Origin of the sequence: Massilia pseudoviolaceinigra (genome assembly GCF_030846505.1) — a bacterium.
Classification (GTDB): Bacteria; Pseudomonadota; Gammaproteobacteria; order Burkholderiales; family Burkholderiaceae_D; genus Telluria_A; species Telluria_A violaceinigra.
In genome coordinates, this window is record NZ_JAVCWL010000035.1 from 1 (window position 1) to 21,638 (window position 21,638).

Consider the following 21,638-nt stretch of genomic DNA (forward strand, 5'->3'; position numbering starts at 1 on the left):
TGTGGGGGGGGACTGACCCCGGTTAGGAAATATTCACGTTGCGGCGGCCTTGGATTGGTCGGCGATCCATTGGTCGATGATCTTGCCGAGCACGTCCAGCGGCACCGAGCCGTTTTTGAGGATGACGTCGTGGAAAGCCGGCAAGGTGAAGCGCTCGCCCAGCGCCAGCCGCGCTTTCTCGCGCAGTTCGAGGATGCGCAGCATGCCCAGCATGTAGGCGCAGGCCTGGCCCGGCCACACCACGTAGCGCTCCACCTCGGCCGCGCCAATGCCGTAGTCGATCGCTTGCTGGCGCGTCCAGCCCTTGCTGTGCAAGCCGGTGTCGACCACCAGCCGGCGCGCGCGGAACAGTTCCGAACCGAGCGCGCCCAGCAAACCCGGCACGTCGCCTTCGTACCAGCCCTGCTCCACCGCCAGCCGCTCGGTGTACAGCGCCCAGCCTTCGGAGTGCGCGCTGCCGCCGCTAAAAATGCGCTGCGTGCGCCAGGCCGGCAGGCCGCTCAGTTCCTGCTGGATGGCGAGCTGGAAGTGGTGCCCCGGCACCGCTTCGTGATACGCGAGACTGCGCATGCGGATCATGTCGAACGCCGGCCCGCGCAGCGGCACCCAGAAGATGCCGGGCAGGCTGCCGTCCGGCGCCGGCAGGCTGTAGTGCGCCGATGCGCTGCCCTCGGTCAGCGGCGGTTCGCGTCGCACCTCGACCGGCGCGCGCGGCTTGAGGTTGAACAGCTTGGCACTGCGCTGTTCGGCGTCGCGCACCATGGCCGCGTAACTGGAGAGAATCGCCGCGCGCGGATCGGGTTCGGCCGCCGGCTGGAAGGTTTTGTCGAGCGCTTTCATGCGCGCGTCGATGCTGCCGTCGGTAAATCCCAACTGGCGCAGGTGGCGGTCCATCTCGCCCTCGATGCGCGCCACTTCGCGCAGCCCGATCGCGTGGATCTGGGCCGCGTTCAGGGTAGTGCCGGTGAAGGTGGCCAGCGCATGGCTGTACGCGGCGGCGCCGTCGGGCAGGCGCGCAATGCCGGCGCCGTCGCCGGTCTTGGGGTGCAGCTCGGCCAGCAGCGCCTGGGTCCTGGAGTAGGCCGGCAGGACGCTCTTGCCGACGATGGCCGCCGCTTTGTCGATGGCGGCGGCGCGCGCTGCCGACGTCAGGTCGGCCAGGGCGGTGCTGCGCTCGGCCAGCGAGAGCACCAGCACGTTCTTGTCGGCGGCCGGCTTGAGGAAGGCGTCGACCTGCCCCTGCGCGCGCTCGAGGATGAAGCGCGGCGGCAGCAAGCCGCGCGCGGCGGCGGCGCGGGTGCGCGCGTTGGCCTGGTCCATGCGTTCGCCAATCTGCGCCAGGCGCGCCAGGTAGCTGTCGACATCGGCCGCGCGCCGCATCGGGTGCGCCGCGCTCATGAAGCTGACCAGCGAGATGTGGGTGCCGCCGAATTGCGAGAACACGAACGCATGGTCTTCGAAACGCTCGCCGGCCAGGTTGTTGGCCAGCGACCAGCGCATGGTCTCGGCCGACACGCGCTGCGTGCTGTCGAGCGACCCTGCCAGGAAGCGGTCGAGCCGCGCCAGCCCCGCCCTGGCCAGCGCCGCATACTTGGCGCGGTGCGCGACAGTGAGGGGGGTGAGCTGGCGGTCCAGGGCTTGCTGTTCGGCGCCGCTGAAATACTGGTCGACCGTGGCGCGCTGGGGCGACAGCCGCACCCAGTCGGCGGCAAAGCCGTCGGCCCATTTGTCGAAGGCGCCGTCGCGCTTTTCCACCCCCGCGGCGGCGCTGGCACCGGCACTCGCCGTGGCAGCCAGCGCCGGCACAGCGGCGCCGCCAAGCGACAAGGCCACCAGGGCGGCGATCAGACGGGGCGCGACGGCGCGCTGGAACGGGACAGGCATGCGGGAATCTCCGGAAAATCGGTTCGTGGGACGTGTTGCCGACGGGCTGCAGCCGGCTGCGACAGAATTTATCATGGATCGGGCCCGGAAACCACCATCCCGGCACGCAACGGCGCCCGTCAATACAGGCGAAACGCCATTCCCAGGCGATCCGCGCCGGGCCGGCCGGGCGACAAAAAACGACAACTGCTTACCTTTCGGGACTGGCTTGGCGGCCCCGACTGGAGTAGCATGGCGGGCCACGATGCCCGAGCATGTCGCCGTCGGCCTGAGCCGGTACAATGCCGCCATCCCCCAGTCATTCGTCAAAGGTCATTGCATGTACATCAAGAATACCGTCCTGGCGGCCGCCGCCCTGTTGCTGGCCGCCAGCGCGCAAGCCCAGATCGCCGTTACCGCCGAAGTCGGCACCACCGGCGTCGGCGCCCATCTGATTTTCCCGATGGAAAAAACACTGAACGCCCGTTTCGGCGCCAGCTATTTCCAGTACAAGTACAACGACACCGCCAGCACCGTCCACTACACGATGAAGGCCAAGCTGCAAAACATCGACGTGCTGTTCGACTGGCACCTGATCGATAACAGCCCGTTCCGCCTGACCGGCGGCGTGGTGTACAACGGTAACAAGGTCAGCATGGTGGCGCGCCAGGATTCCAACGGCAACTACAACATCAACGGCAAGACCTACGCGGCCAGCCAGGTCGGCATTCTCAATGGCGGCATCGAGTACAACAAGGGCGCGCCCTACCTCGGCGTGGGCTGGGGCAATGCCTTGAGCACCGACAAGAAGTGGCAGTTCAGCGCCGACGTGGGCGCACTGTGGCAGGGCCATCCGAATGGCCGCCTGGTGCAGTCTGGCTGCACCGCCACCGGCGCCGCCTGCACCCAGCTGGCGCGCGATGTGGCCGTCGAGCGCGTGAAGATGGAAGCCGACGTCCAGGCCTACAAGGTGTATCCGGTGCTGCGCGCCGGCGTGAGCTACCGCTTTTAACAGCGCTTCGCGACAGCGTCTCGCAATAGCGCGCCGCCCCGGCGTGGTTTTGGGTAGCATTGTCCTTTTAACAGGGGTGCGCCATGAAACCACGCTTTCACCCGCTCGCGGCCCTCGCCGCCTGCTGCATGCTCGTGCTCTCCGTGGCCGCCTGCGGCGACAAGCACGAGCCGACCAAGCCGACCGTCTCGGCCGCCGTGAGCGCCACGCGCTAGGGCTTTTGCGCCCCGGCCGGCGCCGGACAGAGTAAACTACGCCCTTGTTCTTTTGCTGCAAGGTCGCTTCCCCATGTCTTTTGATTCCCTCGGTCTGATCGATCCCCTCGTGCGCACGCTGGACGCGCTCGGCTACAGCACCCCCACCCCGGTGCAGGCGCAAGCCATTCCGGCCGTGCTGGCCGGACGCGACATGATGGCCGCCGCCCAGACCGGCACCGGCAAGACCGCCGGCTTCGCCCTGCCCCTGCTGCAGCGCCTGACCCTGCGGGGCCAGGTCAGCGCCAACGCCGTGCGCGTGCTGGTGCTGGTGCCTACCCGCGAGCTGGCCGAGCAGGTGCACGAGAGTTTCCGGGCCTACGGCGCCGGCTTGCCCTTGCGCACCCACGTCGCCTACGGCGGCGTCAGCATCAATCCGCAGATGATGAAGCTGCGCAAGGGCCTCGACGTGCTGGTGGCCACGCCCGGCCGCCTGCTCGACCTGTACCGCCAGAACGCGGTCAAGTTCGACCAGCTCGACACGCTGGTGCTCGACGAAGCGGACCGCATGCTGGACCTGGGCTTTTCGCGCGAGCTCGATGCCGTGTTCGCCGCGCTGCCGAAAAAACGCCAGACCCTGCTGTTTTCGGCCACCTTTTCGGATGAGATCCGCGTGCTGGCCGGCAAGCTGCTGATCGATCCGCTGAGCATCGAGGTCAGCCCGCGCAACAGCACCGTCAAGCGCATCCGCCAGTGGGTGGTGCCGGTCGACAAGAAGCGCAAGCCGGAACTGTTCCTGTATCTGCTGAAAAAGCACCGCTGGGGCCAGGTGCTGGTGTTCGTCAAGACGCGCAAGGGCGTCGACCGGCTGGTCGAGACCCTGCAGGCGCAGGGCATCGCGGCCGACTCGATTCATGGCGACAAGCCGCAGCCGGCCAGATTGCGCGCGCTCGAGCGCTTCAAGGCGGGCGAAGCGAAGATCCTGGTGGCCACCGACGTGGCCGCGCGCGGACTGGACATCGACGACTTGCCGCAGGTGGTCAATTTCGACTTGCCGATCGTGGCCGAGGATTATATTCACCGCACCGGCCGCACCGGCCGCGCGGGCGCCTCGGGTGAAGCGGTCTCGCTGGTGTGCGCGGATGAAGTGCAGTTGCTCGCCGCCATCGAAATCCTCACCAGACAGACCCTGGAACGCATCGAGGAGCCCGGTTTCTCGCCCGAGCACCGGGTGCCGGTGACCAATACCGCCGGCGAAGTGCTGAAAAAGCCCAAGAAGCCGAAGAAAGCCAAGGTCACGGGCGAGGTCTCGACGGTCGATGTGCGCTTCCGCCCGCGTTAGGCGCCGATCCGGACACGCTTGAGCCACATCAAGCCTTGCGGGTAAGTCATTGATATCCTGAACGATCCGCCGCCTCCGGCGCCCCGTTCAGGAATCCCATGGCAAGCACAGCGCACGAGGCGGCCATCCATGGCGGCCTGAGCGAAGCCGAAGCCGCACGCCGCCTGGCCGCGGACGGCCCAACGCGCTGCCGGCCGCCTCCCGCCCCGGCCTTCTCAAGCTGGCATGGGATAGCGCGCGCGAACCCATGTTCCTGCTGCTGCTCGGCGCCGCCGCGCTGTACCTGGTGCTGGGCGAGCTGCACGAAGGCCTGTTCCTGCTGGCCACGGCTGCCCTGACCGTGGGCCTGTCCCTGTATCAGCAAGACAAGACCGAACGGGCGCTGGACGCCCTGCGCGAGCTGGGCAGCCCGCGCGCGCTGGTCGTGCGCGACGGTCACAGTCGCCACCTGGACAGCCGGGCACTCGTGCGCGGCGATCTGATCATCGTGGCCGAAGGCGACCGCGTGCCGGCCGATGCGCGCCTGCTGGGCGGCCACGCATTGCGGGTCGACGAGTCGCTGCTGACCGGCGAACCGCTGGCGCTGGACAAGGCCGCCGGCGCCGACGGCGAAGCCGGCGCCTGCCTGTTTTCCGGCACGCTGGTCGTTGCGGGCCACGCCACGGCGATCGTCACGGCCACCGGCGCGCACAGCCACATCGGGGCCATCGGCGCTTCCCTGCGCCAGCTCGCGCCCGAAGCGCCGCCGCTGCAGCGCCAGACACGCCGCCTGACCGTACTGTTTGCGGTGCTGGGACTGGCCCTGAGCGTGACGCTGGTGCTGTTGCATGGCTTGCGCGGCGGCCAGTGGCTGCAGGGCGTCCTGGCCGGAATCGTGCTGGCCATGGCGATGGTACCGGAAGAATTTGCCGTCGTGCTGGTGGTGTTCCCGGCCCTGGGCGCGTGGCGCCTGGCGCGCGAGCGCGTGCTGGAACAGGCATTGGTGCGGCTGGCCCGGGGCGAATTGGCCGCGTCAAACCAGCTGCACCCGGACTGGCGCCTGGTGCGCGAAGAGGCGCCGCGCCCGGCCCTGCGCGCCATGCTGCAGGCCTGGCGCGCCCCGGGCTCCGAGACCTGCACGGTGGCGGCCAAGGGCGCGCCCGAAGCCATCGCCGCCATGTGCCGCCTCGACGCCCGTGGCAAGGCGGCCTTGATGGCCACGGCCGACGACATGGCGCGCGACGGCCTGCGCGTGCTGGCCGTGGCGCGCGCCGGCTGGGATGGCGCGCAGTGGCCGCCGCATCCGGCGCGCCTGGGCTTTACCTTGCTCGGACTGGTCGCCCTGGCCGATCCGCTGCGCGCCGGCATTCCGGACGCTGTGCAGGCCCTGCGCGCGGCCGGCATCCGCGTGGTGATGATCACGGGCGACTATCCATCGACCGCGCAAGCCATCGCGCGCCATGCCGGCCTGGCCGAGGGCGCGCTGCTGACCGGTGACGCGCTGGCGGCGAGGAAGGCGCGCGAACTGCGCGCCCTCATAGGCGACGTGACGGTGTGTGCGCGCATCGCGCCGGAGCAAAAGCTGCGCATCGTGCAGGCGCTCAAGGCCGGCGGGGCCATCGTCGGCATGACCGGCGACCGCGTCAACGACGCACCCGCGCTGCGCGCCGGGCGCCAGATTTTCGCCGGCATGCAGCGCGCGGTGGGTTACCTGGTGTCGGTCCACGCCTGCATTGCCGGCATGGCGCTGCTGCCGGTGCTGTTCGGCTGGCCGGTGGTGCTGCTGCCGATGCATATCGTGTTCCTCGAACTGATGATCGATCCGGCCTGCACGCTCGCCTTCGAAAACGATGCGCCCGATCCGGACAGCATGCGCAAGCCGCCGCGCCGGCCCGACGCGCCCCTCATCGGCGCCGCCGGCCTGCTGCGCGCGGGCCTGCACGGCGCCCTGGCGCTGGCTCACGTCATCGCCGCGTGGCTGTGGGCGTCGGCGGCGCTGGCGCCGGATGCGGCGCGCGCTTTTGCCTTCAGCGCGCTGGTCGGCGCCAACCTGGCACTGATGTTCGCACACGGTGCGCAGCGCCGGCCGAACCGGGTGCGGTGGATGATCGCCGCAGGCGCGCTCGCCGCCCTGCTCGTCGTCACCTGCGTGCCCGCGCTGGCGGCCGTGTTTCATTTCACGCCATTAAGTGCCGCGCAACTGGTAACGGCCGCCGCCATCGGGCTATCCCTTGTCCTTTGGCCAGCACTGTTGAGACTTGCACAACGCCTGCGCAGATAATGCAACGCCGCCGTGGACATTCTGCCATCTGTACTGGGGAAAATGCCGCAACTGCACCGCTATTGCCCTGTGCGCCAAGGTTCCACTGGAGTATCATACGGATCAAGCCACAAAACGTCAGTCCCCTATGCCCCAGCCACTTCCATTCGTTCCCGCAGCCATGCTGAACGTCGCCGCGCTCAAGGCCAGCTGCGCGGGATGCAGCATGCACCAGCTTTGCCTGCCGATGGGACTCGATGAAGACGACATTACCCGTCTCGACAGCATTATCGGCAAGCGCCGCCGCCTGTTGCGCGATGAGCGCCTGTACCAGATGGACGAACCGTTCCGCAATCTGTACGCGATCCGCTACGGCCACTTCAAGACCTACCAGGTCAATGCCGGCGGCGAGCAGCAGATCACGGGTTTCCAGATGGCTGGCGAACTGCTGGGCATGGATGCCATCAGCGCCGACCGCCACCATTGCGACGCGGTCGCGCTCGAGGACAGCGAAGTGTGCGAGATCCCGTTCGAGCGCCTGGAAGAACTGTTCGGCGAGGTGCCCACCCTGCTGCGCCATTTCCACCGCATCATGAGCCAGGAAATCACGCGCGAGCAAAATGTCATGCTATTGCTGGGAAATATGCGAGCCGAGCAGCGCTTTGCGGTGTTCCTGGTCAACCTGTCCGCACGCTACGCGGCGCGCGGCTACTCGGCCACCAGTTTCCAGCTGCGCATGTCGCGCGAGGATATCGGCAACTACCTCGGCCTGACCATCGAAAGCATCAGCCGCCTGCTGTCGCGCTTCAAGAAACAGGGCTGGATCGGTGTCGACAAGCGCGAAATGACCCTGCTCGATCCGGCCATGCTCAAGGCGCTCGCCGCCGGCACCGAGCAGTGCAGCCCAATGGCATAAACCAAGGCGCTGCGGGCAACTTCATTTCCACCTGCTTATAACGGTGTACTTACGGCAATTACCAAGGCTTAATCGCCGGCTTTGCCACGTCCCTCGCGTCGGCGCGATGGAGCGGCAGGCGGCGCCGCCATGGTGCGTAGCCGTCGCCACGGATGCATCCATCTCATTATCAATTTCCGCAAGTAGAGCCCATGTCCATTTACGTCCCATTCACTTCTCAGGTGCACCACAGCCACCGTTTGGCGCCGGAGGATCTCATCAAGGCGGATCGGCAGGTACTCGCCGCTTTCAGCGACGTCCCCGGGACCGGCACTTCGGCGGGAACCGCGCCCGCGTGGGACAGGACGCTCCTGACCAGCGGCGGCACCTATGCCCTCGACGTGGTGGCCGGCCAACTGGTCGACTTTGAAATCAGCGCGGCATTGGGGCCGTGGCTGTTCCTGTACGACGCCGACGGCTTTCCGATCAACGAGAAGGAAGGCACCCACACCACTGGCCTCAATACCGCGCGCATGGGCTTTCTGGCCGAGCAAACGGGACGGATCTACATCAAGGCTGCTGGCTATCCGTCGACCTTGCTTGGCCGCGTGGACCTGACCGTGCGCATCGACGACCAGGCCCACGGCACGGCCGGCAACGATGTCCATGTCCAACGTGCCTCGGGCGGCGGCGCCGACGGCTACCTGGGTGGCGATGGCAACGACAGCATCACCTCCAGCTTGCCCAACATCGACAACAAGCTGTGCGGCGGCGCCGGCAACGATGTGATGTCGGTCGGCTTCGTGGCGGGCGAGCGTGCCATCGTCGACGGCGGCAGTGGCATCGATACCCTGGTACTGCCGGTGTCGAGCGGCGGTGTACGCATCAACGCCGTCGCCGCCGGCTTCCACAGCACGGAACAGTGGCATTACAACTGGAATACGCTGTCGTCCCATCCGCAAATCAAATTCAGCGGCATCGAGTTCATCCGGTTTACCGACATTACCGTCAGCCTCGCCGACCTGCCCGGCTATTCGCAGTACATGAGGGATTCCGCCGACGGCAACGATATCCGTGGCGACAATGCCCCGAATTACATCAAGGTCGACCTGGGCGATGACCAGTTGGCGGGCTACGGCGGTACCGATTCGCTGGTGGCGGGACACGGCAATGACTCCCTGTACGGTGGCGGCGGCGACGACATCCTCGCTGGCGAAGCTGGCAACGACACCGCACTGTTCCACGGCAAAGTTTCCGGCTTCCGCATCATCTCGAACCATGGCCATTACATGATCGTCGACACCACGGGCGCCGAGGGCAGCGATATCCTGTTCGACGTGGAGCGCGCCACCTTCGCCAACCACAGCACCGCGTTGGAGTACGCTGGCCTGACCCAGTCGCTGTACTACAGCTATTTCGGCCGCGCGGCCGACGTGGCGGGCCTGGCCAGCTTCCAGCAACGCCTGGTCGAGCTGAAAGCGCCGCAGACGATCGAAGGGTTGAATGCGGCCTACGTCGGCAGTGCGCCATTGCGCACGCTGATCGATTCGTTCGGCTCAAGCGCCGAATCGACAGCGCTGTACGGCGGCGACAACGCGGCCTTCGTCAAAGCCATTTTCCAGAACGTGTTTGACCGCGCGCCGTTGCAGGCCGGGCTCGATTACTGGACCCAGGCCATTGATTCCGGCGCCCTCACGCGCGCCAATGCATCGCTCGCAATCACCGCCGGCGCGATGGCCAACAAAACGCCGGCCGGTTTGCAGGATGCGGCGCTGGTCACCGCGAAGGTCGACGTGGCGACCAACTTTACGTTTGCGCTGGACGCTGCAGACAAGGCTGGCGCGTATGCCGGCACCAGTGCGGTGAACGCCGTGCGCGAGCTGCTCAAGGGCGTTACCGCCGACACCAACGTCATCTCTTACCAGGAGAGCGTGACCGCCGTCGTCGGCGCTCTGCAAGCAGGGCCGGTCAAGAGCATGATGGAGGTGCCGGCCGACGGCGCCTATGCGGCGCTGGTGGGCCTGCACGACGCCGCGGCGCCAGCCTGGTTCTGACCGCACGGCCGATGGCGCGCGCCTAGAACGGCGGATGAGGATCGTCCGGCACGACGACCAGGTAGTAGGTCAGCACGCTGGCCAGCGCGCAAAAGGTCCAGAAGAAGAAAAAGCCGATGGTGTACGCCGCCATCGGCGAGAGCGTGATGTCGCCCACATGCAGCGCCTCGCGCGGATCGAACAGCGCAAAAAAGCAGCCTTCGGCCAGCATCGCCGCCAGGAAGGCGGGCCACAACACTTTCATCGCAAGTCGCATCTGCCCTCCCCCGGTCAGTGAGCAAGGTCCGCAGCGTCGGCCTTGATCGCCAGCGCCTGCTCGCGCGGCCAGTGCCAGGCCGCGGCCAGGCGCCAGTCACGCTTGCCGCCCTCGACCACCACCTGCCAGCGCGCCCGTTCCAGCAGCGGCAGCGCCACCGAAAAACGCCCCGCCGCATCCGGAATCACGTCCAGCTTGCGGTCTTTCTGCGGCAAGGTGGCATGCGCCAGGTGGATGCTGAACGGCGCGCTCAAGGCCAGTGCGCCGCTGCTCAGGGTACCGGCCAGCTTTTCCGTGGCCGGATCATAGCGCGCGTCGAACGCCAGGCGCATGGCGCTGGCCACGCGGTCGCGCCGCAAGTCCTGGTTGATCGCCTTGCCCTTCTTGTAGTAGTCGTCGACCACCATCGCATCCTGGCCGCGGTAGGCGACGAAACCGAGGTTCACGCCGGCCACCACCACGATGGCGGGACCGAGCATCAGGAGCCATGGCCAGCGGTGCTTGTACCACGGGCCGATGGAGGGAGTCAGAGGTGAGGCGGTTTGCATGCGGGTCTCCTTGTTTGCTTTATTTTGGCGCGATGAACACGGCTTTTTCGCGCACGCTGAGCGACGGGTCGTCCACCGCCGTCAGTTCGAACTCGATGTGGTTCGAGCCGCGCGCCGCCGCGCTGCGCTCGACCTGCACCCGCACCGGTACCGCGCGCGTGCTGGCGCCATCGAGCACGGCCTGGTCGGTCGTGGCCAGGCGCACCGAATCGATGCCCGACACCTTGATGCGGAAGGTATGCCCGGTTTCGGCGGTATTCATGATCTGCAGGCGGTACACGTTTTCGATCATGCCGTCGCCCACTTCGCGCCCCATCGAGCCGCGGTCGCGGATCACGTCGAGCTTGAGCGGCGTGCGCAGCGCCAGCGCGGTGCCGAAACCGGCCACGATCAGCGCCAGCAGCGCGGTGTAGATCAGCACCCGGGTACGCACAATGCGCTGGCCGATGCGCCTGGCCGACCACTTGTTGTCCATGGCGTTGTCGGTCGAGTAGCGAATCAGCCCGCGCGGCAGGTCGATCTTGTCCATCACGCCGTTGCAGGCGTCCACGCAGGCGGCGCAGCCGATGCATTCGTACTGCAAGCCCTTGCGGATGTCGATCCCGGTCGGGCACACCTGCACGCACATATTGCAGTCGATGCAGTCGCCCTTCTTCTTGGCTTCTTCCGCCGTGGCCCTGGGATTGAGCGCGCCGCGCGGCTCGCCCCGTTCCTGGTCGTAGGTGACGATCAGGGTGTCCTTGTCGAACATGGCGCTCTGGAAGCGCGCGTACGGGCACATATATTTGCACACCTGCTCGCGCAGCCAGCCGGCATTGCCGTAGGTGGCGAACGCGTAGAAGCCGATCCAGAACCATTCCCACGGTCCCAGCGCAAAGGCGCCGATATTCGACAGCAGCGAGCGCACCGGGGCGAAATAAGCCACGAAACTGAAGCCGGTAAACAGCGCCACCACGCCCCATGCCAGGTGCTTGGCGGTTTTGCGTGCCAGCTTGTCGGCGCTCCAGGGCTGGCGGTCGAGGCGGATGCGGGCGCTGCGCGCGCCTTCGATTTTGCGCTCGATCCACATGAAGATTTCGGTGTAGACCGTCTGCGGACAGGCAAAGCCGCACCACACCCGCCCCGCGATAGCGGTGACGAGAAACAGCAGGTAGGCGGCGATGATCAGCAGCGCCGCCAGGTAGATGAAGTCCTGCGGCCACAACACCATGCCGAAGATGTAGAACTTGCGCGCGCCGAGGTCGAACAGGATGGCCTGGCGGCCATTCCAGTTCAGCCACGGCAAGCCATAGAACACCAGCTGGGTGATCCACACGCACGCCCAGCGCGAGCTGGCATAGCGTCCCTTTGCTTCGCGCGGATAGATTTCCTCGCGCGCGGCGTACATCCGGATCACAACCGGCCTGGTGGTGGCCTGCGTCATTTTTGCGCCACCCCGGGCGCCGCCGCCAGGCTGGCCGGCGCCGCATCGTTGGACAGGCTCCATACATAGGCGGCCAGCACGTGGACCTTGGATTCGCCCAGGAACTCGTGGAACGACGGCATGGTGTTGGTACGGCCCTTGCGGATCGTTTCCATGATCGTCTCGGCGCTGCCGCCGTACAGCCAGACCTTGTCGGACAGGTTGGGCGCGCCCAGTGCCTGGTTGCCGACGCCGCCGGCGCCGTGGCAGGCGATGCAGGCGCCGAACTTCGTCTTGCCGAAGGAGACCTTGATCGGATCGGCGGTCAGCCCGGACAGGCTCTTGACGTAGTGCGCCACGTTTTCGATATCGGCTTCGGAGCCGACCGCCGCGCCCATCGGCGGCATCATGCCGTTACGGCCCTTCATGATGGTGGCCTTGATCACCGACGGCTCGCCGCCGTACAGCCAGTCCTTGTCGGTCAGGTCGGGATAGCCCTTGTTGCCACGCGCATCGGAGCCGTGGCACTGCGCGCAGTAGGTCAGGAACATGCGCTCGCCGATCGCGTGCGCCTGCGGGTCGGCCGCCACCGCCTTGATGTCCTGGCTGGCGTATTTGGCGAACAGGGGACCGTAGTCGGCATCGGCCTTGGCCAGTTCTTCCTGGTAGGCGCCGCTCGACTTCCAGCCCAATTTGCCGGCGTAGCTGCCCAGCCCCGGGTACAGCACCAGGTACACCAGCGCGAACACGATGGTGATGTAGAACAGCCACATCCACCAGCGCGGCAGCGGCGTATTGAGTTCGGTCAGGTCTTCGTCCCACACGTGGCCGGTGGTGCCGTCGCTGCCCGGTTCGACCTTGTGGGTCGACTGGGACCACAGCAGCACGCCGCAGCCGAGGATCGCCAGCACCGTGATGACGATGATGTACAGGTCCCAGAAACCGCTGGTGAAATCAGCCATGACCGCTCTCCCCCGCGTTGTCGCCGGCATCGTCCGCAAACGGCAGCGCCGCCTGCGTCTCGAAGTCCTTGCCGCCCTTGAGGACGAAGGTCCACAGCAAAATGCCGAGGAAGGTGGTGAAGCTGATGACGGTCATGATGCTGCTCGCGCTGTCAAAAATATGTTCGATTGCCATGTCAGTTCCTCGTCTTGATCTGGATGCCGAGGCCCTGCAGATAGGCGATCAGGGCATCCTGTTCGGTCTTGTCGGCCAGCGTGGCCGGGGCCTGGGCGATGTCTTCTTCCGAGTACGGCGTCGACAGGCGCTGCAGGGCGCGCATTTTCGGAATCACTTCGTTCGGCACCAGTCTGGTCTTGGCCAGCCACGGATAACCGGGCATGTTCGATTCCGGCACCACGTCGCGCGGGTTGTCCAGGTGGGTGCGATGCCATTCGTCGCTGTAGCGGCCACCGACGCGCGCCAGGTCGGGACCGGTGCGCTTGGAACCCCACTGGAACGGGCGGTCGTAGACGAATTCGCCGGCCACCGAATAGTGGCCATAGCGCTCGGTCTCGGCGCGGAACGGACGGATCATCTGCGAGTGGCAGTTGTAGCAGCCTTCGCGCACATAGATGTCGCGCCCCACCAGGCGCAGCGCCGAATACGGTTTCAGGCCGGCCACCGGCTCGGTGGTCGATTTCTGGAAGAACAGGGGCACGATTTCCACCAGGCCGCCGAAGGAAACGACCAGTAATACCAGTCCGATCAGCAGCCAGGGATTTTTCTCGATCAATTCATGTGAAAATTTCATTGCAAGCTCCGGATTCAGGCATGTGCAGGTAAAAGGGTGGGAATGCGCGCGTCGTCGCTGACGGTATTGCGCATCGTCCGGTACGTGTTATAGGCCATCAGCAGCATGCCGGTCAGGTACAGCAGGCCGCCGCCGACGCGGATCACGTAGTACGGATAGGTCGCCTTGACGCCTTCGACGAAGGTGTACGTCAGCGTGCCGTCGCTATTGACCGCGCGCCACATCAGGCCCTGCATCACGCCGGCGATCCACATCGAGGAGATGTACAGCACGATGCCGATGGTCGCGACCCAGAAGTGGGTGTCGATCAGGCGCACGCTCCACATTTCCGTCTTGCCGGCCAGGCGCGGGATCAGGTAGTAGATCGACCCCATGGTGATGAATCCGACCCAGCCCAAAGCGCCGGCGTGCACGTGGGCGACGGTCCAGTCGGTGTAGTGCGACAGCGCGTTGATGGTCTTGATCGACATCATCGGGCCCTCAAAAGTAGCGATACCGTAGAACGACAGCGACACGATCAGGAATTTGAGGATCGGGTCCGAACGCAGCTTGTGCCAGGCGCCCGACAGCGTCATGATCCCGTTGATCATCCCGCCCCACGATGGCGCCAGCAGGATCAGCGAGAACACCATGCCGATCGACTGGGTCCAGTCGGGCAGCGCGGTGTAGTGCAGGTGGTGCGGTCCCGCCCACATGTAGGTGAAGATCAGGGCCCAGAAGTGGACGATCGACAGGCGGTACGAGTACACGGGGCGCTCGGCCTGTTTCGGAATGAAGTAGTAGACCATGCCCAGGTAGCCGGCGGTGAGGATGAAGCCGACCGCATTGTGGCCGTACCACCATTGAATCATCGCGTCCTGCACGCCGGCGTAGGCCGAGTAGGACTTCCAGAACGAGGCCGGCATGACCGCGCCGTTGACGATGTGGAGGATCGCCACGGCCAGGATATACCCGCCGAAGAACCAGTTGGCCACGTAGATGTGCTTGACCTTGCGCTTGACGATGGTGCCGAAGAAGACGATCGCGTAGATCACCCAGACCACCGTGATCAGGAGCGCAATGGGCCATTCCAGCTCGGCGTATTCCTTGCCGCGCGTGAAACCCATCGGCAGCGTGATGGTGGCCAGCACCAGGATCGCCTGCCAGCCCCAGAAGGTGATCATGGACAGCGTGTCGGAGAACAGGCGCACCTGGCAGGTGCGCTGCACCACCCAGTACGACGTCGCAAACAGGCCGTTGATGCCGAAGGCGAAAATGACGGCATTGGTATGCAGCGGACGCAGACGCCCGTAGCTTAACCAGGCGATGTCGAAATTGAGGGCCGGCCAGGCCAGCTGCGCGGCGATGAGAACGCCGACCAGCATGCCGATCACGCCCCAAAAGACGGTGGCGATCGTAAAGTACCTGACGATCTTGTTGTTGTAATTTAAAGCTCTGTCCACAAAGGCTCTCCTGAGAATGCAACGATGACAGCAGAAGAGTAAATTTCTGGAGATCAAAAATCCTTGATGTGAATCAAAAACGCCGGAATCACGCAAGATCGTTGCGTGGCCCTTTTTCTACCGGTTCGTCGTCGTCGAGCAGGATGCGCATGCCGGGACCATCGAGGTCGTCGAACTGGCCGCTGTCGGCCGCCCCGAAGAACACCCACACCGCCAGCACGACGATGAACACGCTCAGGGGGACCAATAGATACAAGGATTCCATTCAACCGGCTTTCATGCGCCGCAGGCGCAGTGCGTTAATGACGACCACGGCGGAACTGAGCGACATGCCCGCCGCCGACAGCCAGGGATTGATCAGGCCAAGGGCGGCCGCGGGAATCGCCACGCAGTTGTAGATGCTGGCCCAGGCCAGGTTCTGGCGAATGATCCCGAGCGCGCGCGCGGCGCCCGTGGCGGCGTCGTCGAGCGCCGATAGTCGGCTGGAGAGCAGCACGCAGTCGGCGCTCAACTGCGCCAGCGCGGCCCCGCCGCCCATGGCGAACGACACATCGGCCGCGCGCAGCACGGCGGCGTCGTTGATGCCGTCGCCAACCATCGCCACCACAGCGCCTGTCGATTGAAGCTGCTGCACGTAGGCGAGCTTCTGCTCCGGCAGCTGCTGGCCGATGGCGGTATCGATGCCGAGCACCGCGCCGGTGCGGCTGACCACACCCTGGTCGTCGCCGCTTAAAAGAATGACGGTCTGGCCACGCGCCTTGAAGCGCCGCACCACGTCAACCGCATCGGCACGCAGCGCGTCGGCCAGTTCGAAGCGCGCCAGCACGATGCCGTTCGCACCAAGATACACATTGCTCACGTCGGGCCACACGGGCGCCGGTGCCGCGCCCGCGTAGCCGTCGCGCCCGAGGCGATAGCGCACGCCGTCGATCACGCCTTCCACGCCCTGCCCCGCTTCGCTATGAAGCTCGCTGGCGTGCAGTTCCGCGCCTGGTGCCGCATTGCGGATCGCCAGCGCCAGCGGATGGGCGCTGCCCGCCTCCAGTGCCGCCGCCAGTTGCAGGCAGCGCGCGCGGTCAAGACTGGCCAGCGGCTCCACATGGCGCAGCAGCGGGCGGCCTTCGGTGAGAGTGCCGGTCTTGTCGAAAACGATATGGGTGGCGCGCTGCAAGGTCTCCAGCACGTGCGGCTGCACCACCAGCACGCCGCGCCGCACCAGCGCGTCGGTGGCGGCGGCCAGCGCGGTTGGCGTGGCCAGCGACAGCGCGCACGGGCACGACACCACCAGCACCGCGATGGCGACCTGCCAGGCGCGCGCCGGGTCGACCATCTGCCAGCCGATGAAGACCGCCACCGTCAGCAGCAGCAGGCCCGCCACGAACCACGCGGCCACCGTGTCGGCCCACTGGGCGATCTGCGGCTTGCCCTGGCCGGCTTTTTCCACCAGCTTGACCAGGCGCGCCAGCGTGCTGTCGCTGGCCACGCGGGTCACGCGCAGCACGATGGCCTGGGTGGTGTTAATCGCCCCGCCGGGCACCTCCATGCCCGGCACGAGCGCCTGGGCGCGGCTTTCGCCGGTCAGCAGGGCCAGGTCGACATCGGACTGCCCTTCGAGGATGACGCCGTCCGCCGCGACCGCGCTGCCCGGTTCGACCAGGATCACATCGCCCTCGGCCAGGCTGGCGGCGGCAACCATGGTGGCCTGGCGCGAATCGGGCCAGGCGGCCAGGCGCTGCGCCGCCGCCGGCAAGGCGCGCTGCAGGTCTTCCAGCGCGCGCGCGGCCTTGCGGCGCGCCATCAGTTCGAGGTAGCGGCTGGCCAGCAGCAGGAAGATGAACATCGTCACCGAGTCGTAATACACCTCGCCGCTGCCGCGCAGGGTGGCCACGACGCTGGCGCCGAAAGCGGCGCCGATGCCGATGGCGACCGGCAGGTCCATGCCTGGCATGCGCGCACGCAAGCTGGCCCACGCGCCCTTGAAAAACGGCTGGGCCGAGTACAGCACGGCCGGCATGGTCAGCAGCAGCGAGGCCCATTGCATCAGGGCGGCCATCGGCGCGTCCATGGTACCGTCGTCGGCAATGTAGGCCGGCAGCGCGTACATCATTACCTGCATCATCGACAGGCCGGCCACGAACAACTGCCGGAACTGCTTCTTGCGGTTGCGTTCGACCTGGGCGCCGTGCTGCGCCGCCTGGTACGGGTAAGCGGTGTAGCCGATACCGCGCAGGGCCTGGACGATGTCGCTCGGTTTGCAGGCGGCGGCGTCCCACGTCATGTGCAAGCGCTCGGTGGCCACGTTGACCTGAGCCTCGCGCACGCCCGGCAGGCGCGCCAGGCGCCGTTCGATCAGCCACACGCAGGCCGCGCAGCGGATGCCGTCGAGCGAAAACACGCCTTCGCGCGCCTCCCCGGCCGTGGCGGGAGCGGCGCTGTCGTACAGCGCCAGTTCGGGCGGCACCAGGTCGACGCCTTCGGCCCGGTCGGCGAACACGCTGCGGGTGCGGTAGTAGTCGGCCAGGCCGCTGTCGACGATGCCTTGCGCGACCGCTTCGCAGCCCGGGCAGCACATCGGACGCGGCTCGCCGTCGATGCGCACCGACCAGCTGGCACCCAGGGCCACCGGCAGCCCGCAGTGGTAGCAGGCGGCGGCGAATGGCTGCGCGCTCAATGCACGCCTCCCGTGATGCACAGCGCGTCGAGCCAGCTGCCCTGGCCACCGATGGCGGCGCGCACGAGGCCCAGCAGGCCGAATGCCAGCACCAGGGTGCCGGCGCCGAGGCGCACCGCGCGCTTTTGCAGGGCCGCGCGCAGGCGCTCGCCCGCCATGCCCATGGCCAGCAGCATCGGCAAGGTACCCAGGCCGAAGGCCAGCATGACAATGGCGCCCCCGGCGCCGGAACCCGTGAACATGGCCGTCATCAGCACGCTGTAGACCATCCCGCACGGCAGCCAGCCCCACAGGGCACCCAGCGCCAGCATCTTGAGCGGACGATCGATCGGCACGATGAAGCGCATCAGGGGACGCGCGCGCTGCCACAGGCCCTGCCCCAGCGCCTCCAGCTTCGCCAGGCCGCGCCAGGCATCCATCAGGTACAGGCCGAGGATCACCAGCATCAGGTTGGCCAGCCAGTAGCCGCCCGCCTGCACCGCGGTCAGCCCGGCCAGGGTGCGCGCGCCGCCGGCAATGCCGCCGGCCAGCGCGCCTGCGGTCATGTAGCTGGCGATGCGGCCGGTGTTATAAGCCAGTACGCGCGCCATGCCATCGGTCGCCGCGCGCTGTGTCATGACGGCTACCGGAAACGGGCGCGCCGCCACGGGCGCCGCCGAAAACGCGCTGACGATCCCGCCGCACATGCCGACGCAGTGGACGCTGCCGAGCAGGCCCACCATGAACACCGGAATCAGGCTTAATGCGGTCACCGGCGCTCCGTCAGATCGTTCGGGAGTAGCGTGGCGCCGGCGCGGCCTGCTGAAGATAGCGGTCGAACACCATGCACACGTTGCGGATCAGGAGGCGCCCTTTCGGCGTCACGCTCAGCCATTCGGGGCCGATGGTCACCAGGCCGTCGCATTCGAGCACCTTGAGGCGTTCCAGTTCGGCCGCGAAGTAGGTGCCGAAGGCAATCGGAAAGCCCTGTTCGATCGATGGCATCGACAGCTCGAAATGGCACATCAATGTCTGGATGATGGTGCGGCGCAGGGCGTCGTCCATGCCCAGGCGGATGCCGCGCGCGACCGGCAGCTCGTTCTTGTCGATCAGGTCATAGTAGGCGTCGAGCATCTTCACGTTCTGGCTGTAGGTGGCCGCCACCGCGCTGATGGCCGACACGCCGCACGACACCAGGTCCATGTCGGCATGGGTCGAATAGCCCTGGAAGTTGCGGTGCAGCCGGCCCTGGCGCTGGGCCACGGCCAGGTCGTCGTCCGGCTTGGCGAAATGGTCCATGCCGATGTAGACATAGCCAGCCTGCTCCAGCCGGCGGATGGCCAGGCCCAGCATGTCGAGCCGCTCGTCGGGGCTCGGCATGTCCGCCTCGTTGATGCGGCGCTGCGGCTTGAACAGGTGCGGCATGTGCGCGTAGTTATAGATGGCGATGCGGTCCGGATCGGCCTTGATCACCTTTTCGATGGTCTGCGCCATCGTGAACACGTTCTGCTTGGGCAGGCCGTAAATGAGGTCGATGCTCACCGAGCGGAAACCCGCCTCGCGCGCGGCGTCGATGACGGCCTGGGTTTCGGCCTCGGGCTGGATGCGGTTGACGGCCGCCTGCACCGCCGGATCGTAATCCTGCACGCCCAGGCTGACCCGGTTGAAGCCCTGGCGGCGCAGGCTGAGCACGCGCTCGCGCGAGACCGTGCGCGGATCGATTTCGATCGAATACTCGCCCGTGCCGTCGGGAGCGAACTGGAACCAGCGGCGCAGGTGCTCCATCAGTTCTTCCATCTGCGCGTCGGTAAAGTAAGTCGGCGTGCCGCCGCCCAGGTGCAGCTGCTCGACCTGGTTCATGCCGGCGAACAGCCTGCCCTGCATTTCGATTTCGCGTTTCAGGTAGCCCAGGTAGGTCACCGCCTTGTCGTGGTTCTTGGTGACGATCTTGTTGCAGGCGCAGTAGTAGCACACCGATTCGCAGAACGGAATGTGCAGGTACAGCGAGAGCGGCTTGACCGAGCCGCGCGTGCGCAGCCCGGCCACCGCCTGCAGGTAGTCGCGGTAGCCGAAGGCCTCGCTGAAACGGTCGGCGGTCGGATACGAGGTATAGCGCGGGCCGTTCTGGCTCAGCTTGCGGATCAGCGCGGCATCGAAATCGAGGGGACGCGGGTTGGCGATGGGGATGACGGTATGCGACATGATGGTAGGCTCCTGGCTATGGGGACCGAGTGTAGGGATCAGGGCGCGCGAAATCCTTGACCTGCATCAAAAACGGCTGAGTCGGCCCGGGTTAGCCGATTCGCACGCTTGCCCCTCAACCCGCTCTCGCCACCGAACTTGAATACCGCGATCGCCTGCGCCAGGTGCCCGGCCTGCTCGGCCACGCTGGCGGCGGCGCTGGCCGATTCCTCGACCAGCGCGGCGTTCTGCCGGGTGATCCGGTCCAGCTGCGCCACCGCCTCGTTGACCTGGGCGATGCCGCTCTTTTGCTCCACGCTCGCGCGCGTAATGTCGCTCATGATGGTGGTGGCGCGCTGCACCGATTCGACCACGCCGGCCATGGTGCCGCCGGCTTCCTCGACCAGGCGGTCGCCGTTCCTGACCTTGGCGACCGAGTCCTCGATCAGGTGCTTGATATCGCTGGCGGCGGCCGCCGAGCGCTGGGCCAGGGCACGCACTTCGCCCGCCACCACGGCGAAGCCGCGTCCCTGCTCGCCGGCGCGCGCCGCTTCCACTGCGGCGTTGAGCGCAAGGATGTTGGTCTGGAAGGCGATCCCGTTGATCAAACTGATGATATCGACAATCTTGGCAGCCGAATCACTGATCTGGCCCATCGTCGCGCCCACCTGGGCCACCGCCTGGCCGCCCTTGCCGGCAATCGACGATGCCGACAGCACCAGCTGGTCGGCCTGCAGCGCGCGCTCGGCGTTGTCGCCCACGGTGACGGCAAACTGCTCCATGCTGGAGGCGGTTTGTTCCAGGCTGGACGCCTGCGACTCGGTGCGCGCGGCCAGGTCGGCGTTGCCGACGGCGATGTCGCGCGTGGCCGCCTCGATCGAGGCCACGCTGGTGCGCACGTCGCCGATGATGGCGCGCAGGTTCACCGCCACCTGGCGCAGGCCGCGCAGCAGCTGGCCCATGTCGTCGGTGCGCTCATTGGTGAACGCGAACGACAGGTCGCCCCCGGCCAGCGCCTGTACCGCCTCGGCGGCCTGCCGCATCGGTACCACGATGGCGCGGGTAAGCGCCACCCAGCCGCCCAGCGCCAGCAGCGCGCCGAACGCGCCCACCCCGGCCAGCATGGCGCTGCCGGACGCCGCGCCCAGGCCCGCCGGCAGCACGGCGAGAGACGCCATCAGGATGCCGATCCGTACCCCGATCGGCAGGTGCAAGGCGGCGCGCACGCGCGCGGCGATGCCGGTGCGCGCCGCGGCGCCGTCGACGATGGCCAGGCCATCGGCACGCCCTTCCTTGAAACGCTGGTACAACTCGGCGGCGCCCTTGATCTGCGCGCGCGTGGGGCGCGTGCGCACCGACATGAAGCCGGCCACCTGGCCGTTTTCCTTGACCGGGGTGACGTTCGCCACCACCCAGTAAAAGTCGCCGTTCTTGCGCCGGTTTTTCACCACGCCGGTCCAGGGACGGCCGGCCTTCATGCTGCGCCACAGGTCGGCGAAGGCGTCGGCCGGCATGTCGGGATGGCGCACCAGATTGTGCGGCTTGCCCAGCAATTCGTCCTCGGCGAAGCCGCTGACCTCGATGAAGGAAGCATTGACGTAGGTGATGATGCCCTTTGTGTCCGTTTTCGACACGATGGACTGACCTTCGCGCAGCTCGTATTCGATCCCTGTCACCGGCAGATTATTGCGCACGGAGATACTCCTTTTGCCCTGAGGCATTAATTCAACAGGGGGAGTCTAGTGAGCTTGGTGACCGAAATCCTTGATTTGCATCAAAAACGGCCGGGCGGCCGGGGTACCGGCAG

Annotated in this window: 19 protein-coding genes; 6 read left to right on the forward strand and 13 right to left on the reverse strand. The window is 66.6% G+C overall.

Annotation, left to right across the window (positions count from 1 at the left end; all coding sequences use genetic code 11):
* Nucleotides 1–33: 33 nt before the first annotated feature.
* Nucleotides 34–1,884: a DUF885 domain-containing protein gene (locus RBA40_RS26995; protein ID WP_306651396.1), complete on the reverse strand. Its 1,851-nt coding sequence runs from the start codon at nt 1,882–1,884 to the stop codon at nt 34–36.
* A 319-nt stretch (nt 1,885–2,203) separates the two neighbouring features.
* Here RBA40_RS26995 and RBA40_RS27000 point away from each other — a divergent pair, with 319 nt between their 5' ends.
* The 6 genes from RBA40_RS27000 to RBA40_RS27025 all read left to right on the forward strand — a co-directional run bounded on the left by RBA40_RS27000 (nt 2,204) and on the right by RBA40_RS27025 (nt 9,599).
* On the forward strand, nt 2,204–2,875 hold the full coding sequence (locus RBA40_RS27000; protein WP_306651398.1) for a hypothetical protein: 672 nt from the start codon (nt 2,204–2,206) through the stop codon (nt 2,873–2,875).
* A gap of 83 nt (nt 2,876–2,958) precedes the next feature.
* Complete coding sequence (locus RBA40_RS27005) at nt 2,959–3,090, forward strand: hypothetical protein (RefSeq protein WP_267876251.1); 132 nt, start codon at nt 2,959–2,961, stop codon at nt 3,088–3,090.
* Between the two features lie 73 nt (nt 3,091–3,163).
* Nucleotides 3,164–4,411: an RNA helicase RhlE1 gene (gene rhlE1, locus RBA40_RS27010; RefSeq protein ID WP_306651400.1), complete on the forward strand. Its 1,248-nt coding sequence runs from the start codon at nt 3,164–3,166 to the stop codon at nt 4,409–4,411.
* Nucleotides 4,412–4,658: 247 nt separating this feature from the next.
* A complete protein-coding gene (locus RBA40_RS27015; protein ID WP_306651401.1) occupies nt 4,659–6,671 on the forward strand; it encodes a cation-translocating P-type ATPase in 2,013 nt (670 codons plus the stop codon).
* 127 nt (nt 6,672–6,798) lie between these two features.
* Nucleotides 6,799–7,566: a fumarate/nitrate reduction transcriptional regulator Fnr gene (gene fnr / locus RBA40_RS27020; protein ID WP_306651403.1), complete on the forward strand. Its 768-nt coding sequence runs from the start codon at nt 6,799–6,801 to the stop codon at nt 7,564–7,566.
* Nucleotides 7,567–7,757: 191 nt separating this feature from the next.
* Nucleotides 7,758–9,599 carry a DUF4214 domain-containing protein gene (locus tag RBA40_RS27025; protein ID WP_306651404.1) on the forward strand — a complete coding sequence of 614 codons (1,842 nt, stop codon included), beginning with the start codon at nt 7,758–7,760 and terminating at the stop codon, nt 9,597–9,599.
* Nucleotides 9,600–9,621: 22 nt separating this feature from the next.
* Here the strand turns inward: RBA40_RS27025 and RBA40_RS27030 are convergent, their stop codons facing one another.
* From RBA40_RS27030 to RBA40_RS27085, 12 genes are all read right to left on the reverse strand, one after another.
* Complete coding sequence (locus tag RBA40_RS27030; protein ID WP_306622345.1) at nt 9,622–9,843, reverse strand: hypothetical protein; 222 nt, start codon at nt 9,841–9,843, stop codon at nt 9,622–9,624.
* A 26-nt stretch (nt 9,844–9,869) separates the two neighbouring features.
* On the reverse strand, nt 9,870–10,403 hold the full coding sequence (locus RBA40_RS27035) for a FixH family protein (RefSeq protein WP_306651405.1): 534 nt from the start codon (nt 10,401–10,403) through the stop codon (nt 9,870–9,872).
* A 19-nt stretch (nt 10,404–10,422) separates the two neighbouring features.
* Nucleotides 10,423–11,826 carry a cytochrome c oxidase accessory protein CcoG gene (ccoG, locus tag RBA40_RS27040; RefSeq protein WP_306651407.1) on the reverse strand — a complete coding sequence of 468 codons (1,404 nt, stop codon included), beginning with the start codon at nt 11,824–11,826 and terminating at the stop codon, nt 10,423–10,425.
* The gene (gene ccoP, locus RBA40_RS27045; RefSeq protein ID WP_306651409.1) at nt 11,823–12,767 is read right to left on the reverse strand and encodes a cytochrome-c oxidase, cbb3-type subunit III; all 945 of its coding nucleotides are present in this window, start codon (nt 12,765–12,767) and stop codon (nt 11,823–11,825) included. Before ccoP ends, ccoG begins: the two co-directional genes overlap by 4 nt.
* A complete protein-coding gene (locus RBA40_RS27050) occupies nt 12,760–12,942 on the reverse strand; it encodes a cbb3-type cytochrome oxidase subunit 3 (RefSeq protein WP_306651411.1) in 183 nt (60 codons plus the stop codon). The genes ccoP and RBA40_RS27050 overlap by 8 nt, the downstream gene beginning before the upstream one ends.
* Before the next feature lies 1 nt (nt 12,943).
* A complete protein-coding gene (gene ccoO / locus RBA40_RS27055) occupies nt 12,944–13,558 on the reverse strand; it encodes a cytochrome-c oxidase, cbb3-type subunit II (RefSeq protein WP_306622355.1) in 615 nt (204 codons plus the stop codon).
* 14 nt (nt 13,559–13,572) lie between these two features.
* A complete protein-coding gene (gene ccoN, locus RBA40_RS27060; RefSeq protein ID WP_306651412.1) occupies nt 13,573–15,000 on the reverse strand; it encodes a cytochrome-c oxidase, cbb3-type subunit I in 1,428 nt (475 codons plus the stop codon).
* A gap of 88 nt (nt 15,001–15,088) precedes the next feature.
* Complete coding sequence (gene ccoS, locus RBA40_RS27065) at nt 15,089–15,265, reverse strand: cbb3-type cytochrome oxidase assembly protein CcoS (protein ID WP_306651414.1); 177 nt, start codon at nt 15,263–15,265, stop codon at nt 15,089–15,091.
* Nucleotides 15,266–17,671: a heavy metal translocating P-type ATPase gene (locus tag RBA40_RS27070; RefSeq protein ID WP_306651415.1), complete on the reverse strand. Its 2,406-nt coding sequence runs from the start codon at nt 17,669–17,671 to the stop codon at nt 15,266–15,268.
* A complete protein-coding gene (locus RBA40_RS27075; RefSeq protein WP_306651416.1) occupies nt 17,668–18,423 on the reverse strand; it encodes a sulfite exporter TauE/SafE family protein in 756 nt (251 codons plus the stop codon). Before RBA40_RS27075 ends, RBA40_RS27070 begins: the two co-directional genes overlap by 4 nt.
* A 10-nt stretch (nt 18,424–18,433) precedes the next feature.
* Nucleotides 18,434–19,852, reverse strand: coding sequence for an oxygen-independent coproporphyrinogen III oxidase (gene hemN, locus RBA40_RS27080; RefSeq protein ID WP_306651418.1), 1,419 nt, complete (start codon nt 19,850–19,852; stop codon nt 18,434–18,436).
* Nucleotides 19,853–19,890: 38 nt separating this feature from the next.
* Nucleotides 19,891–21,525 (reverse strand): methyl-accepting chemotaxis protein, encoded by a 1,635-nt coding sequence (locus RBA40_RS27085; protein ID WP_306651420.1) that lies wholly within the window; start codon nt 21,523–21,525, stop codon nt 19,891–19,893.
* Between the last annotated feature and the right edge of the window lie 113 nt (nt 21,526–21,638).